Source organism: Chryseobacterium indologenes, assembly GCF_002025665.1.
GTDB lineage: Bacteria > Bacteroidota > Bacteroidia > Flavobacteriales > Weeksellaceae > Chryseobacterium > Chryseobacterium metallicongregator.
In genome coordinates this window covers 1970299-1987954 of the sequence record NZ_CP018786.1, presented here as the reverse complement: position 1 = coordinate 1987954, position 17656 = coordinate 1970299, and the positions used below count along the sequence as shown (strand labels likewise).

Here is a 17656-nt window from a genome sequence, read left to right as displayed (position 1 = left end):
AACAGAATTTTTATAGAAGCCGTAGGGTTAGTTATTGTTTTTAATGATACTTTTATAAGTGTTGATACGATCTTCTTCCCGGTACATATTACACAATATCAGGAGATCATCTGTATTGTACCTTTCCGCAACCTGATGTAATTTCTGATCTACGGATTCTGGTGTTTCAATCATAATTCTGTTTAAAGTAGTAAAGAATTCTTCTTCATCCTTTGTTCCCAAAATTTTCTGTTCTACTGCTTCCGGAGAAAGAACCGCATTGGGACTTGCCAATTGTCTGGATTGCAAAAACTGATAGGCCATTCCATAAGCATTACGTTTGGCATCTTCAATGTTGTCTGCTACGGATACAGCTATAGCAACCTGTAATGAAGGCTGAGGAAAATATTGCGTGCTATCAAATTCTTTGAGATAAGTATCGGTATTTTCCTTTCCATTTTTACTATTCATAAAAGCAGCGAATGAATATCCGACCCCGTGCCTGGCTGCTTCTCTGGCAGAAGTTATTCCTGAACCCAGCCACATAATTTCCGGAATATGCAGTACATGAGTCGGCTGTGCAATAAGCCCATCATATATCCCTTCTTCATCTTTTATGAATTGAATGATCTCTTCCAGTTTTGTTTCCATATTGGATAAAATGACTGGTTTATGATTGTTCAGTGCCATTACAGCATTTTTTAATCCTCCCGGTGCTTTTCCCAACCCGAGAATAAACCGTTCAGGATAAAGGGTTGACAGCATTTTGGACCATTCCGCAATTTTATACGCAGAATAATTTCTCATCATAATACCGGCTGTTCCTACTTTGATCCTGTTTGTTTTACTGAGAACAATAGCAGCTAATAATTCAGGGCTGGAGCTTCCATAGGCTTCTACGCCATGATGTTCGGAATACATAATGCTATGAAATCCTATTTCTTCAGCCAATACAGCAAGGTTAATACTGTTTTTCAATGCGGATGCTGCATTGCCACCCATGGTTGTAGGTGACTGATCTAATATCCCCAATTTCAGCTTCATACTATTGAATCAATTTTATGGTGAAGTTATGAAAAAAGCGTTACGTAATGGAAAAATATAATCTGATCATTCTTTAGGCGGGAAGACAATTCCTTCATCCTTAATCAGCTCATAGCCAAACTTCATAATGGTTTCAATCACCGGAATGGCTTTTTTTCCTTTTTCTGTAAGACTATATTCTACTTTTGGAGGAACTACCGGAAACACTTCTCTGTAAATCATCTCTTTCGCTTCCAGTTCGCGCAGCTGGCTGGTCAGCATCTTGTCTGTGATATGCGGAATGTCTTTTTTAAGTTCACTAAAACGAAGAGGTTTCTCCTGTAATCTCCACAGAATAAGCATTTTCCAGGTTCCTCCGATATGACTTAAAGCGAATTCAATAGGAGTATAGTACAATCTTTTATCATGGAAAAATTCAGGCATAATAATTTTTTTTTAGGATCACTTTCAAAAAGGTAAGTATAGAACTAAAAGGTAAGTATATAGTTTTCTGAAAGTCTATTCTGCAAATTTGCAAAAAAATAATGAAAATGAACAGAAATCTTTATGTGCTGGCACTCGGTGTTTTCGGAATTACCACTACTGAATTCGGAGTGATTGGAGTATTGCCAGAAATTGCTTCTACATTCCGGATATCCATTGAAAAAGCAGGCTGAGTGTATTTGCATTGATTGTGGCTGTCTTTGGACCTTTTATGCTGCTTTTATGTTCTTCATTCAAAAGGAAAAATCTACTGGTCTTTTCCTTATTTATTTTTGTTGCCGCTAATATTCTATCTGCGTATATCACCAATTTTTATCTGCTGCTTGCCGTCAGAATGATTCCGGCATTTTTTCATCCGGTATACTGGTCCATTGCCTTATCTGCTGCCGGACAGACCTCAGATCCTAAAGAGAAATCAAAAGCGGTAAGCATTATTTTTTCAGGCCTTACCCTGGCTACCGTCATGGGTGTTCCATTGGCTACTTTTATGTCTGATCTGTTTTCCTGGCAGTCTTCTTTTTTACTTACTGCTTTTATTAATGGCGTTGCACTGGCAGGAGTATGGATTTATTTACCATCGATTCAAAATACCAATGCATCATCAAATAAGTTTCCCTTTAAAATATTTAACAATAAACATCTATGGATTGGGCTTTTTCTGGCATTCTTTACGATTACAGCAATGTATTCAACCTATGGTTATATGGCAGAATTTTTAAAGAGTATTACCAAAATGAACGGAAAACAGATCAGTCTGATGCTCTTCCTTTTTGGAACAGTGGGAATTGCAGGAAATAAAATTGCGGGAAAATATATGAGCAGATTTCCGTTTCAGACCACTCTTCTGTTTTTAATTCTATTATCAGGAATTCATTTGTTAATAGGACATTATGGAAATCAGTTTCTACCTATGATATGGATTATCGGATGTTGGGGGCTGGTTCATTCCGGAGGCTTTCTGATCAGTAATATGAATGTCACTTCTTCCATTTCCGGTCCTTCGGAGTTTATCAATAGTATTTTTACTTCCTGCGGGAATTTTGCTGTTACTGCCGGCACTCTATTCGGAGGATTCTGGATTGCCCGTTATGGGTTAGAGCACATAATTTGGTCAAGCATTATAGGATTAACTCTCGCTCTTATACTGGTGCTTATCAAAAGGAAGTATACAGAAACTAAACTTTAATATAAAAAATAAAACCTTCCTTATTCCGGAAGGTTTCTTTCTTTATAAAGATGATTATGCACATCTGATATCAGCACAACCACCACCACCTCCGTTTCCGTTTTTGTAATAACATGCTGATGTAGGGCATCCACATGCTATACACTCACTCTCTGCAGGTGGACGACCACCCGTGATTGTCTTTAAACTTTGTCTCGCGATTTTCTTTAGATTTTTCATAATAAATAAGTTATTAGTTTGAAAAAGTAATTTAATAAAAAAATCATTGAACAGGTTTGATTCCAATTGTTAAAGTTTTATTTTTCTTAATATATAATATAAAAGAGTCAGTAATAAAGCACCTCCCATAATGATCAGCCACCAATAAGGTAAAACCCAGAGTACAAAATATTTCATGGAGTTCATCAGATAAGAAATCAGATTCTCTGATGGATAAACCTGTCCTAAAGCAGAGTCTGTAAGCCCTAAAATATAGGCTATCAAAGACAATATCAAGATATTTATCATCAACACTTTTAGTATATTTTTCTTCATAGTCATATTTAAAAATAAAAAAGTTGAATCGCTATCTAACTATTTATTCCCCGTTTTAAACTTTATAAGAAGGTTCTCATCTTTCAGAGGATACCCATCTTTTGAGATAAAACTTTTATTGGTCATTACAAATTCATACTCTTTATTAGGTTTAAGATCTGCCTGCAAAACCAACGTTTTATTATCGTTTTCCATTCCTACAACTTTAGTAAATGGAAAATACTCTTTTCCTTTATCAGAAAGGTTAAAAGAATAGCTTTTGGGAGTCATTTCTTTTGAAAAGGTAATTCTTATTTCTTTTGTATCTGCACTTACATTTGCAGAACCGTTTTCAGGCTCTATTTTTACGATATAAGGTAGATTCTTATCATATTCATTGATCAGCTTTTGCTTATCAATTTTTTCACTGAAAAATTTTGATTTGTTCAGGAAGCTTTCAACAGATTTATTATCACTATAGTTCAGTTCAATAATATCTTTGATGGCCTGTTTTTTATCTTTGGTATTCTGGTAATACATTTTACTGATCACATATCCCACATAATAACCTAAATCCGCGCCCTCTCCTTTTTGTCTTCCATTATAAAACCAGTTGGCAAGATTACCGGTAAACATTTCTTTTTTAAATTGAGCTTTAATTTCAGCTTCATGAGCCATTCCGTAAGAAATATATTTTCTTTGCGGAGATTCATTCATCACAAGTTCTGCAATCAGATCGCATGATCCTTCCTTTATAGCCTGATTTAAAACCCTATTTTGATATCCGGTCTGCTGAGTATGTATATATTCGTGAATATTCAGAAAAACGATATTATCCAGAGACTGATTTGCAAACATACCCTTAAGCCACTCATCTTTAAATTCTGAGACATCTGTAGAGCCAATCCCCGTAGCAAGTTCAGTGCCTACCAATACCATATTTCCACTCACAGTTCCTCCAGCGTTAAGCCCGCCAATTGTAAAATACATTTCGGCATCTTTAAGTTCAGGATACAATTGCTTCAGCCTGACAACACCTGCTTCCAACTCTTTGGTCTTAGTTTTTATCGTTAAGGTATTCGGCCTTACTGAATTCCAGAATTTAGGATATTTTTCTATGACTTTTACATACACACTATCGTTATAATCTCTGGCATTCATAAAAGCTTTTAAGCCTTTTGTTGCTTTATCAGTATATAATCTTTTGATAAGATCCAGCTTTCCGGAATAATCATTTGTTTTTTGAATGCTGTCATAAGCCACCCAAAAGTTATCAATATCTGAAGTGAAAATCCTGGTTGATTTCTGTGAAAAAGCAGTGGCAAATACAAGTGAAAAAATAATTGTAGTAAAACGTTTCATGGCTATTTTTAATATGGCAATTATACATACAATTATTGTATTTCACAACCATCTTTTACCTCATAAACACTATAGATTTTAAAAGAATAGAAGGTAAAATCATATTATAATAACTCTAAAAAAAGCACAACCGAAATAGGGGTTTTATTATTTATTTATATTAATTCCAAATAATTTTAATTCTTTCCATTTTATTGTCGCAAATATTTAATACTTTAGCTTAATAATTTGAACGAATGGGAATAATCCTTAAACCAATTGATATTGTAGATGACATTTCACAAGAAGATTTCCGTGAAAAATATCTAAAGCCATGTAAGCCAGTGGTAATCAGAAATATGGCAAGAAAGTGGCCCGCCTATCAAAAATGGACGATGGATTACATGAAGGAAGTAGTAGGCGACGTTGAAGTTCCCCTTTATGACAGTTCCAAAGCAGATCCTGCCGCTCCTATCAATACTCCGACTACGAAGATGCCTTTTCGTGATTATGTTGACCTTATTCAGAGAGAGCCTACAGATCTGAGAATTTTCTTCTTTGACCCTATAAAATTTGCCCCAAAACTGCTGGACGATTATGTTCCGCCAAAAAACCTTATGGGTGGTTTTTTAGATAAATATCCAAGTATGTTTTTCGGAGGTAAAGGTTCTGTGACTTTTCTTCATTATGATATCGACATGCCACATATTTTCCATACTCACTTCAATGGAAGAAAACATGTCCTTCTCTTTGAATACAAATGGAAAACACGTCTGTATAAGCTTCCTTATGCCACCTATGCACTGGAAGATTATGATATTGCCAATCCTGATTTTGAAAAATTCCCGGCATTGGATGGTATTGAAGGAATTGAATGCTTCCTGGAACATGGAGATACATTATTCATGCCTACAGGTTGGTGGCACTGGATGAAATATCTGGATGGATCTTTCTCTATTTCCCTGCGTGCATGGGATAAAAGCTGGGCTGTAAAAGCACATTCTCTTTGGAATCTTGCTGTTCAGCGTAATTTTGATAATTTCATGAAAGGCCGATACAAAAAAAGGTATATGGACTGGAAAGAAAGAAAAGCAGTAGAAAGAGCTCATATTGCTTTGAAAAAAGGGCTTCCCAAAAAGTAATAAAACTTTTTAAATAATTAATGAGTGGATGATTTAACCTGAATCATCCACTTTTTTATTATCTTTTAAGATGCAATTCAAAAATTAGTTAAATTGCAAAATGTTCCCTTAATATCCGTCTATATGTTTGAAAAGTTGATCGATAGCTTTGAGAAGCTATGCCTGCAGATTATTATTGAAATATTGTTGGTTCCGGTAACCATCTTCAAATTGTTTCAGGATCCCCGCCGCTGCTATGACCTGTCTGTTCATGAGATGGAAAAAGAAGAAACTGAGCGTTTCCACGACTACCTCTCTCCTATCAAACTTTCTGTTTACACCTCAGTCATTGTCTCCGTACTTTTAATGGATTATGGTGGTGAGCACAATATTATCTCAAAGATCAAAGGGCTAAGTATGGTAGAAAAAGCTCTATTTATATTTTTGATGAATAATATTACTGCAGTTGTATTCAGTGTTGCTTTATTATGGTACAAAAAAGAGAAAGTGAATACAATAACCTTCCGGACATTATTATTTTCTTTCATTTATACAACGGTGTATACCTCTACTCCTTTTTTTATATTAATCAGTTCGGCTATGTTTCTGGGGCAAACATTGAATGTAGATGCTTATATTGACCGTTTGGGCAAATTGAGTGAATATGGAACCAGAGACTATTTGTTTTTCCTGGTGTTCCTTGTTTTCATCATCATTGGAACCATCGGTGTTTTCAAGCTTTTCAAAGCGTTGCATTATATTCTGAAAAATAACTTCAGCTATCACCCGTATGTTGTATGGTTTTTCACGGTACTTTTCTTTGTTATTCAGCTATATTATGCGAGAGGATTTATTTAAAAACCTACCAGTCTGTTCATATTTTATTTAAATTTGTAAAAATTTTACATCATGCCCAAACCTCGAGAAAGAATAGTAAGCACTGCTATGGTTCTCTTCCATAGACAAGGTTACAACAACACGGGCATCAATCAAATCATCGATGAAGCTGATGTGTCCAAAGCAAGTTTTTACCAGCATTTTAAATCTAAAGATGATCTTTGTATTGAATTCCTTAACAAAAGGTATGATTACTGGGTGACTGAGCTTGAAAAATTCACATCGGAAGCTGAAACATTGCAGGAAAAGTTCCAGAAATCCTTTGATTTCCTGATTTACATGAATGAAAGAGAAGATTTCAGAGGATGCAGCTTTCTGAATATTCTGTCGGAAATTCCAGCTGATAAAGAAGAAATTCACAAAGTCATCCGTCATCATAAAAATAAATTGAGAGAATGTTTCAATGAAGACATTCAAAACGATATAATTTCAGCACATATCTATCTTCTTTTTGAGAGCTCCATACTGACCAGCCAGCTTTATAGATCGAATGAATTGATCGAAAAATCTAAAATAATCGTACAGGATATATTGAACGTCTCCCATTAATCCTTCAGATATGCACATTCCGGATCTTCATTCTTTTTTGAAAACTGATCTTCATTTATCAGCTGAAATTACTTATCCTGCTAAAGCAATCCTGCTTGAGGAAGGAAAAATTTCCGATAAGATGTTCCTTGTAAAAAACGGAGCTTTAAGGGTATTCTTTTATCAGGATGGAAAGGAACTTACATTGGATTTTATAACAGAAAATCAGGCTGTATCATCTTTTGACAGTTTCCTGAATGGCATTCCCTCTGATTTTGTTATTGAAACCCTGGAACCTGCTACAGTCTATGAACTTCATGCTGACACTTTTCAAAAGCTTTTGGAAGATCAGGAATTCCAACGTACCTTTTATCCGCTTTTTTACAAACGTTTCAGTGAAATCAATAAACGGCTGATCTCTTTTCTCAGGGATTCTCCTCAGAAAAGGTATGAACAGCTTCTCAAAAACCGACCTGAGCTTCTTCTGCGCTTTCCACAGCATTATATTGCCTCTTATCTTGGGATTACAAGTGTTTCATTAAGCAGGATACGCAACCGTAGGTAATTTCTTTACAATTGTTATCGTTCAGTCATGAGTCTGTAAGGTAATTTTGTTTCAAATAATAAAGTTATGAAGCATTTTATCCAACAGGTTTTCAGCGAAGTTCTGGAAAATCCGGTATTTGAAGAAGTATTAATCGAAAAGTATTTTTCAAAAGAATACATTCAGTTTGTAGATCATGCTCAACTGAATTACGATGAATTTGTCCTTCACATCAAAAAGCTCAAAGAAAAAGTAAGTGAACAAAAGCTTGAGATTATTAGCCATGCGGAAAACGGTAATATCATATTTACCAACCACATCGCAAAATCTACCCTAAAAGATGGAAGTAAGGTTGTACACAAAGTACTGGCAGAATTTACAATCCAAAATTATCAGATTATACGATGTGATGAATTGACTTTACTTGTGGAGGGTAATGATGCTGCAAAGAATTTAGGATCTGAGAGGTAGATAACACCTTTATGTCCCCTTCACTACTCAGTTTCTATGTTAACAATTCTTAAGAAAACCTTAATTTTCTCTTCAACTCCTTTTCCAAACAGACGTTTAATTTTGTTGTGATTTTTATCTAAAACTAAGAAAAGTGAAAAAAATTTTTACGTCTGTTTTATTTTGTGCTTCAATTTTTTTCTATGCACAAACCGGTTCTCTTTCCGGAAATATCAACGATGATTCGAAGATAGCCCTGCCAGGAGCCAAGATTTCCCTAAGTCCGGGAAATATCTATACAACTTCTGATGAACATGGAAACTTTGTATTCCTGAATGTCCCACCAGGAAGTTACACCATGAAAATTGATTATCTAGGTTATGGCGTACATGAATATAATGTAACCGTAGAATCTGAGAAAAATACCCGTCAGAATATTATTTTCGACAAGAAAGAAACGTCTATTGCAGAAGTTGTAGTCTCAGGAGCTACTTTAAAAAATCAGGCGAGAGCTTTAAACAAGCAAAAAAATAACGCCAATATTACCAATGTGATTTCTTCAGATCAGATCGGGCGTTTTCCTGATGCCAATATCGGGGATGCCCTGAAACGTGTACCGGGAATTACCATACAGAATGATCAGGGTGAAGCCAGAAACCTTATCATCAGAGGGCTTGCACCGAATCTGAACTCCGTTACCCTGAATGGAGACAGAATTCCGTCTGCTGAAGGTGATAACCGTAATGTTCAGATGGACCTGATTCCTTCCGACATGATCTCTACGATAGAAGTTAATAAAACCCTGACTCCGGATATGGATGCCGATGCCATCGGAGGTTCCGTGAACCTTATTACCAGAGCTTCTCCGAACGGACAGAGGATTTCTGCGACAGTTGCAGGAGGATACAATCCCATTCGTGAAAAAGGAAATTATACAGCGGGATTTGTGTATGGAAATAGATTTCTGGATAAAAAACTAGGAGCTGTATTCAGTTTTTCTTATAATAACAACAATTTTGGTTCAGATAATATTGAACCTGTATGGAGCCAGGCTAATGATCTTGCCCAAACGGTGTATGTCAGCAAAATGGGCGTACGTTATTATAATGAACATCGTATCAGACACAGTTTTGATCTTAATATGGATTATGAGTTTAATTCTAAAAACAAGATCTATGCTTCTGCCATGTACAATTTCAGAAATGATAAAGAAACCAGACTGGCCTTAGGATATAAAATAAAACCTGTCTACAGCGCCGATGAAACGGAGATTACTGATTGGAAAGGCAGTATTACAAGACAGAATAAAGGCGGTGATGCCGATAACGACAATACCCGTCTGGAAAAACAAAGAGTTCAGAACTATGCTTTAAGAGGAGAACATTTATTAGGTTCTAAAGTAGATCTTGACTGGTCTGTCAACTATGCCATAGCCAGTGAGGATAAGCCTCATCAACGCTATATAGAATTTGAAAACAGCAAGATGAATTTTGCTCCAGACCTTAGTAATCCTGAAAAACCAATGTTCAATCTTCTGGCAGCAGACAATTTGGGAAGCTATAAACTCAGTGATCTTTCGGATGCCAATAACTTTACCCAGGAAAAAGAGCTTGGTGCCAAAGTGAATGTACGTTTTCCTTTTTCTGTTATTGATGGTCAGAAAGGAAGGCTTCGTACCGGTTTCCGTATGCGTTTGAAGAAGAAGGAAAGAGAGAATGATTTCTATGCTTTTACTCCGGTCAGCAATATGGGAAGTCTCTTATCTGTACCAACGATCAATCTTGATGGTCAGAATTTCCAGGCCGGAAATTATGTGCCGGGAACTTTTGTTGATCCTTCTTTTCTTGGAGGATTAGATTTATTCAATCCAAATTTGTTTAATGGTAAGCTGAAACCTGAAAAGTATCTTTCCAGCAATTACAATGCAAAGGAACAGATTTATGCAGGATATATCCGATGGGATCAGGATTTCAATGATCAGTTATCCATGATTGTTGGAGCACGTATTGAAACTACCCAGATAGATTATACCGGAAATTATGTGATGAATGAAAAAGATCTGGTAGGACAAATTAATAATACCAATACGTACACAAACGTCCTTCCTAATATTTCCTTTAAATATGTTCCGATGCAGGATCTGGTACTTCGTGCAGCATTTACAACAGCTCTTGCCCGCCCGAACTATTATTCACTGGTTCCTTATCTGAATGTTATTTCAGAGGATGAGATCGTTGCAGCAGGAAATCCAAACTTAAAGGCAACCTATGCTTATAATTTTGATTTCATGGCAGAAAAATATTTTAAGTCTGTGGGAATTCTTTCCGGAGGTATTTTCTATAAAAACCTGAACGACTTTATTTATACCTATTCCAAAAGAAATTATACGGCTAATGATTTTGCCAGCGATTTTGCAGGACAGTCCAACCCTATTCCTGCAGGAGAAAGCAACTGGAAGTTTACCCAGCAGCGCAATGGTGACAATGTAGATATTTATGGATTTGAAGTCGCTTTGCAAAGGCAGCTTGATTTTATTCCCGGAGCTTTCTGGAAAGGGCTTGGAGTGTATGTAAACTATACCTATACCAAATCCAAGGCAAAAGGAATTACCAATGAAGATGGGGTGGAAAGAACAGATGTAGGGCTTCCGGGAGCTGCTCCTCATATGTTCAACGGATCGCTTTCGTGGGAAAACAAACGTTTCTCAGCCAGAATTTCCATGAACTATGCCTCTCATTATATTGATGAGCTTGGAGGCAAGGCATTTGATGATCGTTATTACGACAAACAGTTTTTCCTTGATGCCAATGCTTCTTACAAAATTACAAGCCAGCTGAGAATTTTTGCGGAAGCCAATAATCTGACCAATCAACCGTTAAGATACTACCAGGGAATCCAAAGCAGAACCGCTCAGGCTGAATATTACAGACCAAGGTTTACGATGGGAGTGAAATTTGATTTTTAAAATACACATGAAAAACATACATTATATAATAGCCCTTTCAGTTCTTCCACTTGTGATCAACTGTACCGGGCAGAAAGAAGTAACAGAAAAATTAAAACCTACAGTGATCACAGAAACAGTGGTTCATGATACGGATGATCCCGCCATATGGATCAATCCTCAGGATGCTTCAAAAAGTATTATCATTGGAACAGATAAGGATACAGACGGTGGATTGTATGCCTTTGATCTTAACGGGAAAATTATCAATAAAGTGCTAGGATTGAAACGTCCCAACAATGTTGATCTTGAATATGGTTTTATTTTAAATGGGGAAAAAACAGATATTGCAGCGGTAACTGAAAGGGAAACCAATAAAGTAAAATTATACTCGCTTCCTGAACTAAAAGAAGTGGGAGAAATCTCAGTATTTGAAGGAGAAACAGAACGTGGTCCGATGGGAGTTTCAATGTATAAAAATCCGGAAACTGGAGAAATATTTGTCATTGCCGGAAGAAAATCAGGACCAAGTGACGGCTACCTTTGGCAATATAAACTGGTTGAAAAGAATGGTGTTATAACAGGTGAGGTGGTTCGTAAATTTGGAAAATACAGTGGTCTGAAGGAGATTGAAAGCATCGCAGTAGATGACGAAATGGGTTATATCTATTATTCTGATGAACAGTTCGGGGTTCATAAATATTATGCAGATCCGGAGAAAGGCAATGAGGAATTAGCCGTTTTCGGGAAAGGGGATTTTAAATCTGATGTGGAAGGAATTTCCATCTACCCTACTTCTAAAGGGAAAGGATATATCCTTGTTTCCAATCAGCAGAATGATACCTTCAATGTTTATTTAAGAGAGGATCAGTCAAAAGGAAGAATTGCAGAAATTCCGGTTTCTACCCTGGAAAGTGATGGGTCTGAGGTGGCGAATGTTAATTTGGGTTCAAAATTTCCCAAAGGCGTTTTTGTTGCCATGAGTAATGGCAGGGTATTTCACTTTTATGACTGGAGAATCGTTGAAAAAGCCATTAAGTCTGCCGTGAAATCTGCAAAATAAAAATTAATCTTTTAAACCATTAAGGTGGATAAGATTGTAAGAGTATTAAGTTGAGTTAAAGTCACGAGATTGCTTCACCTGCGGCTCGCAATGACAACATAGCTCATCTTAATACTCTTCACTTTTTCATTCTTCTTAATGGTTCATATCTTAAAGTTTTTCAACGCAAAGATTATTTTGCATTACATATTATTTTAAGGTAGCTAAGAAGAGTCGATTTTTAATCGACTGATAAAGCAGAATGTTTATTCATAAGCAGCAATGCTGCTGTACATTGCCTCTTCAAAATAAGTCATTTATATGATAAACTTTGCATTTAATATTACTTTCTTACTGCACTTGTTTTCTCAAAAACTCTGCGGTATATGATATTTTGTTTTTCAATAACTCCACCGGAGTTCCTTCAAACAATACTTCCCCACCAAATTTCCCTGCACCGGGCCCCATATCTATAATCCAGTCTGCCTGCGAAATAATATCAAGATTGTGTTCTATAACAATCAGCGTATTATTCTGATCTACAAGACCATTAAAAAATGTCAGCAGTTTTTGGGTATCACTGGGGTGCAGTCCTGTGCTGGGTTCATCAAGAATAATGATCTGATTGGTATTTTTCAGCTCTCTTGTCAGTTTCAGACGCTGTCTTTCACCTCCGGAAAAGCTATCCAGCCTTTGTCCTAATGTCAGATAATCAAGACCTAATTGTATCAGCAGATCAAAATTTTTAAGAATAAATTCTTTCTTAAAAAAATCAGATGCTTCAGAAACCGTCATATTCATCACTTCTACAATTGTTTTTCCGTTGTATCTGTATTGCAGTACATCAGGATCAAATCCCGAACCTCCACACACTTCACAAGGCTGTTCAATATCGTCCATAAAAGCAAGGTCAATTTTTTCTATCCCCAATCCTTTACAGTTTTTACAGGCTCCTTCACTATTTCTGCTGAACAGCTTATCTGAAACATGATTAGACTGTGCAAAAAGCTTACGGACAATATCCGATATTTCCAGATACGTAAGCAGATTGGAACGGACACTTGCAGCAAACAAAGATTGATCAACAATGGTCACATCCGGATAAAGTTCTGGCAGAATACGATTAATCAGAGTACTTTTACCAGATCCTGCAACTCCTGTTACGACGGTCATTACTCCGGTCGGAATATTTACGGTCACATTTTTAAGATTATATCTATTCGCGTTTTTTATTTTCAGATAGTCATCCGGCTTTCTGAATTTTTGTTTGATGGAAGGTTTCTTTGCGAAATAAGAACCTGTTTTACCTGCCGAGTTTCTCAGGTTTTTAAATGTTCCGTCGTATACCACTTCTCCTCCATTTCTTCCTGAACCAGGGCCTATATCAATAATCCGATCCGCCATTTTGATCAGATCCGGATCATGTTCTACGATTAAAACAGAGTTTCCTTTGTCCCTTATCTGCTGTATAATAGTGATGATATTCTGCAGATCCTTGGGATGAAGGCCAATGCTGGGTTCATCAAATATATATAAAAGATCAATCAGGCTGTTTCCAAGGCTCCGTACCATTTTGATACGTTGAGATTCTCCTCCGGAAAGCGTATTGGTACTTCTGTCCAGCGTCAGATACTGTAGTCCTATCGTGATGATATTCTGCAGTTTTGCGGAAAGTTCTTTGATGACAACTTCATATGGTTTTGAATCCAGTGAAGTAATAAATTCAAGCAGTTCATCCACTGAAAGAGCCATACAATCAGCAATACTTTTACCTTTGATTTTGCAGGACAATATTTTTTCATTCAACCGTTTTCCGTTGCATGACGGGCAGGTTTTGGTGATCACAATATTCTTCAGAGCATCTTTTCTTGTGATGTTTTCTTTAGAATCTTTTTTCAGAAACGCTTTTTCAATTCTTGGAACAATTCCTTCGTATTTTACTGTTTTTCCCCATTCTTTATGAGGGTGTTTCGGTTTGTGTTCCGGTGCATACAACAGAGTTTCCCATTCTTTATCGGTGAAATTCTTTAGCTTTTTATCATTATCAAAATAACCTGACAAAGTATATCTTGTTAAGCGCCATCCTCCAGGCTGAAAAGTAGGGAAACGGACAGCTCCTTCATGTAAAGACTTTTCTTGATCAATTAACGCATTCACATTCAAAGTCTGAACAAAACCTAATCCCTCACATTCAGGACACATGCCCTGAGGATGATTAAATGAAAAAACGTTAGAATATCCTACAAAAGGCTCTCCCATTCTCGAAAACAGCAACCGTAGGGAAGCAGACACATCTGCCGCTGTTCCCACAGTAGATCTGGCATTTCCCCCCAAACGTTTTTGATTGATAATGATGGGAACATTCAAATTTTCAATTTTATCTACATCAGGCAGGCCATAGTGCTGCAGACGGTTTCTGATAAAACTGTTCTGTGTTTCATTAATCTGTCTTTGTGCTTCAGCTCCGATGGTTTCAAAAACCAATGATGATTTTCCAGATCCTGATACTCCCGTAAAAACGACAATCCTGTACTTTGAAATTTTTATGGAAATATTTTTGAGATTATTTTGCCGGGCATTGGTAATTTCTATATTTTCCATATTTAAAATGCTTAACTTTGTTAATAATTAACTAAGTTAAGTATATTTATCATGAAACCCATTGAAAAAGAATTTTTTAACACATTTACAAGTTTCCAATGTCTTATTCTGGCGCATATGAACCGGGGAAATATCAATGGAGTCACTGCAGCACATTATAATATCCTTGAATTTATTTTAAGAAAAGGAACAGCCACAGGAAGGGAAATCTCAGGAGCATTTAATATCAGCCAGGCAGCTATCTCCAAGCAATTGAAATTTTTGATCAGCAATGATTTGATTATTAAGAAACAGGAGAAAACAGATCATAGAAAATTCAACCTTTCAGTCACGAATAAGGGCAGGTTTATTGTAGATAATTCTGAAACTTTCCGCAAAGCGATCACCCAGCAAACGGCTTCTATACTTACTTCTAAAGAACTGGAAAATTTTAATAATCTGCTGGCCAAAGTTTTGAATGAAATAAAATTGTAGTATTCGCCTCTTATTTATAGGTGCCGAATACTCTGTCCCAGATAGAAGTATAGAATCCGAAATTTTTACTTTCATCCAAATGGTGCTGGTTGTGAAATCTGGTTGTTCCTACAAAGAACTGGTCAAAAGAAGCCGGAAAAAATTCTCTGTTAAGGTGTCCTATCGTTCCCCAGATGAGATTAAGCAAAAGATAAACTGAAATGGAAATCACAGAAAAATCATAGCCTAAAAGTAAAACCAGCATCATTAGTCCAAATCCTATGGTTTCAAAAGGATGCAGAACAAAAAGGCTCAAAAAGTTGGTACTGATATGTTCATGATGTTTTCCATGCAAAACTTTGTAGATAAAAGGTAAATGTGCAGCACAATGAAAAAAATACATCAGAAGATCCATTAAGAGAAGCAAAGCAACAACTTCCGCTATTATCCCAATTACAGATTGATTCTGTCCCAATACAATCCATCCGGTTTTCCATAAGAAAGCTCCCAAAAGCATTACAAAGCTGTTACATGCTATAGTAAGCAGACTAAGATAAAAGTCAGATCTGGTAACAGGATGATTTTTTTCCTGCAACTGACTTTTATGGCAAGTCTTTTCAATAAAAATATACAACCCTATAGAAAACAGATATAGGAAAATATTAGCAATCAGGCTGAATATAATCCATTGTGGCCAGGAAAACTGCCAAAATATCTGTAAATAACCGGAAAGTTCTGTTTGATTAAAATTCATAAGCCCTTCATCCTTCAGCTTGATGTCATAAAGGTATGAATTTCAAAGTAAAATTAATCGATAAAGTTATATTCCAGACCTTATTTCTGTCTTGCCTTTCTTCTCAACTCCCGCAGTCTTGACGTCAGTTTCTTTCTTAAACTGTTATGATATTCCCGATAGTTTTTAATGCTGTTCTCCAGATTTTTCTTATTCAGAAGATATTCCTCATACAGATGACCCAGTTCTGAAATCTGAGTAATGACTTCTGAAGGCTGGCTTTCGGGATCTTCCGCAGCTTCTATCAGCAGACGGTAATATTCAATACGGCTGGTCAGGTTCATGTGAAGTTTTGGTTCTATTCCCTGCATGATTTTATCATTTTAGTTATTTTGTGAATTGGTAAAGGATAAAGATATTTTTTATATTATTTTTTGTTTTTGGATCCAGCTTATTTTTCCATCATAACCGGAGGTACATCACTCTGAAATAAAATTTTGATATGTCCATTCTTTTCGTGAGCTACTGATTTGAAATATCCTCCGTTAAGAGCAGAAGAAATAAGGGTTTCATTAGGATCACCCAAAGGTAGTAATGGCAGTCCGGCAAATTCATTGACATTGACCTGTGGTGAAATTCCATTGCTGTATTCTCCGCCTCCGTTGGCATTAAAGACTTTATAGATCACCGGATGAATCTGCCAGGAAATTTTTCTCGGTTTACGCTTGTCTTCCACAACAAATCCTGCCATATCTTTCCCCAGCGTAGTATCTCCCAGCTGAATAACCTGCATATAAGGTTTCAGATTATTAACTACAATTTCGGCTGCAGAAGCCGTACTGTTTGATGTGAGGATAAACACTTTCTGCAGCCCCAATGCATTCGCACGCAAAACCGTAAAGTCCAAAGCTTTGGGATCGTAAGCAATCTGTTGGGCAAATGTTCTTTTTACTTCGCCTCCGTTTTTATTTCCTTTAAAAATGATGAAAGGTGAACCAGATGATAATCCTGAAGGAATCAGGGAACAAAGTGCTGCGGCAGATGATACCGAACCACCATAATTGTATCGAAGATCCAGAATTAATTCCTTTACTCCTGCGGCTTTCAATTCCCCAAACTTTTGATATAGCGTTTGAGTCATTCCGTCAGGGAAATCATAGATATACAGATAACCTACTTTCTTACCATTTTTTTCAAAAACTTTGGATAAAACAGGCTGCTCAAAAGAGAAACCATAGTACACGGTAATGTTTTTTTCATCCGTAACGCTTCCATTTTGCCACTTTCCAACGGTAAGTTCTACAACCGTCTGGTCTTTAATGGATGAAGCCATTGCTTCGGCATTTGCGGCTGTCATTACTTTTCCATTCACTTTGGTAATGATCATTCCTCTTTCCAGTCCTGAATTGAAAGCAGGAGAATTTTGAAGCACCAGCTTAACCACCGTAGCAACCTCATTATTGCTAAGCTGAACAACCGTATAATCAAAACCGTACATATTCCTTATTGAACGTGGATACGAAGAGGAATCTTCCGTATTCACCATGAAAGAAAACCGATCCTTGGAAGATAACAGACTTTTGAAAAAATCTTTTACTGGAAGCTGATAATCCGGTTTTACGGGCATCTCATCTGCCCAATAATAATAACGTTTCATACTGTCCTGAACCCATAGATTCACAGATTCTGTACTTCCTTCCGGAAAAACGGGTGCGCTTTCGTCATTATTATTGGTACACGAAATGAGAAAGATTATGATGGCAATATATTGAAGTTTTAAAAAGTTTTCCATATATA

19 protein-coding genes are annotated in these 17656 nt (G+C 36.5%); 10 read left to right on the top strand and 9 right to left on the bottom strand.

Annotated features, from left to right (window positions below):
* Positions 1-27 precede the first annotated feature (27 nt).
* Positions 28-1023, bottom strand: coding sequence for an MsnO8 family LLM class oxidoreductase (locus tag BUE84_RS08990; protein ID WP_079241345.1), 996 nt, complete (start codon positions 1021-1023; stop codon positions 28-30).
* A gap of 66 nt (positions 1024-1089) precedes the next feature.
* Positions 1090-1446 (bottom strand): winged helix-turn-helix transcriptional regulator, encoded by a 357-nt coding sequence (locus tag BUE84_RS08985; RefSeq protein WP_079241344.1) that lies wholly within the window; start codon positions 1444-1446, stop codon positions 1090-1092.
* A 107-nt stretch (positions 1447-1553) separates the two neighbouring features.
* Here BUE84_RS08985 and BUE84_RS24935 point away from each other — a divergent pair, with 107 nt between their 5' ends.
* Together BUE84_RS24935 and BUE84_RS08980 are read left to right on the top strand one after the other, a co-directional pair.
* Complete coding sequence (locus BUE84_RS24935) at positions 1554-1679, top strand: hypothetical protein (protein ID WP_262487983.1); 126 nt, start codon at positions 1554-1556, stop codon at positions 1677-1679.
* Positions 1680-1717: 38 nt separating this feature from the next.
* Positions 1718-2692 (top strand): MFS transporter, encoded by a 975-nt coding sequence (locus BUE84_RS08980; RefSeq protein WP_238594393.1) that lies wholly within the window; start codon positions 1718-1720, stop codon positions 2690-2692.
* A 54-nt stretch (positions 2693-2746) separates the two neighbouring features.
* On the opposite strand, the gene BUE84_RS24400 is transcribed toward BUE84_RS08980, so the two are convergent.
* The 3 genes from BUE84_RS24400 to BUE84_RS08970 form a co-directional block, all read right to left on the bottom strand.
* Positions 2747-2911: a bacteriocin-like protein gene (locus BUE84_RS24400; RefSeq protein WP_158521351.1), complete on the bottom strand. Its 165-nt coding sequence runs from the start codon at positions 2909-2911 to the stop codon at positions 2747-2749.
* A 69-nt stretch (positions 2912-2980) separates the two neighbouring features.
* Positions 2981-3226, bottom strand: a complete 246-nt coding sequence (locus BUE84_RS08975; RefSeq protein ID WP_079241343.1) for a hypothetical protein — start codon at positions 3224-3226, stop codon at positions 2981-2983.
* Positions 3227-3265: 39 nt separating this feature from the next.
* Positions 3266-4567, bottom strand: a complete 1302-nt coding sequence (locus BUE84_RS08970; RefSeq protein ID WP_079241342.1) for an Ig-like domain-containing protein — start codon at positions 4565-4567, stop codon at positions 3266-3268.
* Between the two features lie 236 nt (positions 4568-4803).
* On the opposite strand from BUE84_RS08970, the gene BUE84_RS08965 reads away from it, so the two are divergent.
* The 7 genes from BUE84_RS08965 (at position 4804) to BUE84_RS08935 (ending at position 12093) form a co-directional block, all read left to right on the top strand.
* Positions 4804-5688, top strand: coding sequence for a cupin-like domain-containing protein (locus tag BUE84_RS08965; protein ID WP_079241341.1), 885 nt, complete (start codon positions 4804-4806; stop codon positions 5686-5688).
* 123 nt (positions 5689-5811) lie between these two features.
* A complete protein-coding gene (locus tag BUE84_RS08960; RefSeq protein ID WP_079241340.1) occupies positions 5812-6525 on the top strand; it encodes a hypothetical protein in 714 nt (237 codons plus the stop codon).
* Between the two features lie 51 nt (positions 6526-6576).
* On the top strand, positions 6577-7113 hold the full coding sequence (locus tag BUE84_RS08955) for a TetR/AcrR family transcriptional regulator (RefSeq protein ID WP_079241339.1): 537 nt from the start codon (positions 6577-6579) through the stop codon (positions 7111-7113).
* 10 nt (positions 7114-7123) lie between these two features.
* Positions 7124-7657 carry a Crp/Fnr family transcriptional regulator gene (locus BUE84_RS08950; RefSeq protein ID WP_079241338.1) on the top strand — a complete coding sequence of 178 codons (534 nt, stop codon included), beginning with the start codon at positions 7124-7126 and terminating at the stop codon, positions 7655-7657.
* A gap of 66 nt (positions 7658-7723) precedes the next feature.
* Positions 7724-8107, top strand: a complete 384-nt coding sequence (locus BUE84_RS08945) for a hypothetical protein (RefSeq protein WP_079241337.1) — start codon at positions 7724-7726, stop codon at positions 8105-8107.
* Between the two features lie 133 nt (positions 8108-8240).
* On the top strand, positions 8241-11051 hold the full coding sequence (locus BUE84_RS08940) for a TonB-dependent receptor (RefSeq protein WP_079241336.1): 2811 nt from the start codon (positions 8241-8243) through the stop codon (positions 11049-11051).
* Positions 11052-11058: 7 nt separating this feature from the next.
* Positions 11059-12093 carry a phytase gene (locus BUE84_RS08935; protein ID WP_079241335.1) on the top strand — a complete coding sequence of 345 codons (1035 nt, stop codon included), beginning with the start codon at positions 11059-11061 and terminating at the stop codon, positions 12091-12093.
* 330 nt (positions 12094-12423) lie between these two features.
* Here BUE84_RS08935 and BUE84_RS08930 read toward each other — a convergent pair whose 3' ends face one another.
* Complete coding sequence (locus BUE84_RS08930) at positions 12424-14673, bottom strand: ATP-binding cassette domain-containing protein (RefSeq protein ID WP_079241334.1); 2250 nt, start codon at positions 14671-14673, stop codon at positions 12424-12426.
* A gap of 51 nt (positions 14674-14724) precedes the next feature.
* Between BUE84_RS08930 and BUE84_RS08925 the strand changes: the two genes are divergently transcribed.
* A complete protein-coding gene (locus BUE84_RS08925; RefSeq protein WP_079241333.1) occupies positions 14725-15147 on the top strand; it encodes a MarR family winged helix-turn-helix transcriptional regulator in 423 nt (140 codons plus the stop codon).
* A 10-nt stretch (positions 15148-15157) separates the two neighbouring features.
* Here BUE84_RS08925 and BUE84_RS08920 read toward each other — a convergent pair whose 3' ends face one another.
* The 3 genes from BUE84_RS08920 to BUE84_RS08910 all read right to left on the bottom strand — a co-directional run bounded on the left by BUE84_RS08920 (position 15158) and on the right by BUE84_RS08910 (position 17651).
* Positions 15158-15880 carry a sterol desaturase family protein gene (locus BUE84_RS08920; protein ID WP_079241332.1) on the bottom strand — a complete coding sequence of 241 codons (723 nt, stop codon included), beginning with the start codon at positions 15878-15880 and terminating at the stop codon, positions 15158-15160.
* 80 nt (positions 15881-15960) lie between these two features.
* Positions 15961-16230 (bottom strand): hypothetical protein, encoded by a 270-nt coding sequence (locus BUE84_RS08915; protein WP_034698669.1) that lies wholly within the window; start codon positions 16228-16230, stop codon positions 15961-15963.
* An 80-nt stretch (positions 16231-16310) separates the two neighbouring features.
* Positions 16311-17651 (bottom strand): S41 family peptidase, encoded by a 1341-nt coding sequence (locus BUE84_RS08910; RefSeq protein WP_079241331.1) that lies wholly within the window; start codon positions 17649-17651, stop codon positions 16311-16313.
* Positions 17652-17656: the final 5 nt, after the last annotated feature.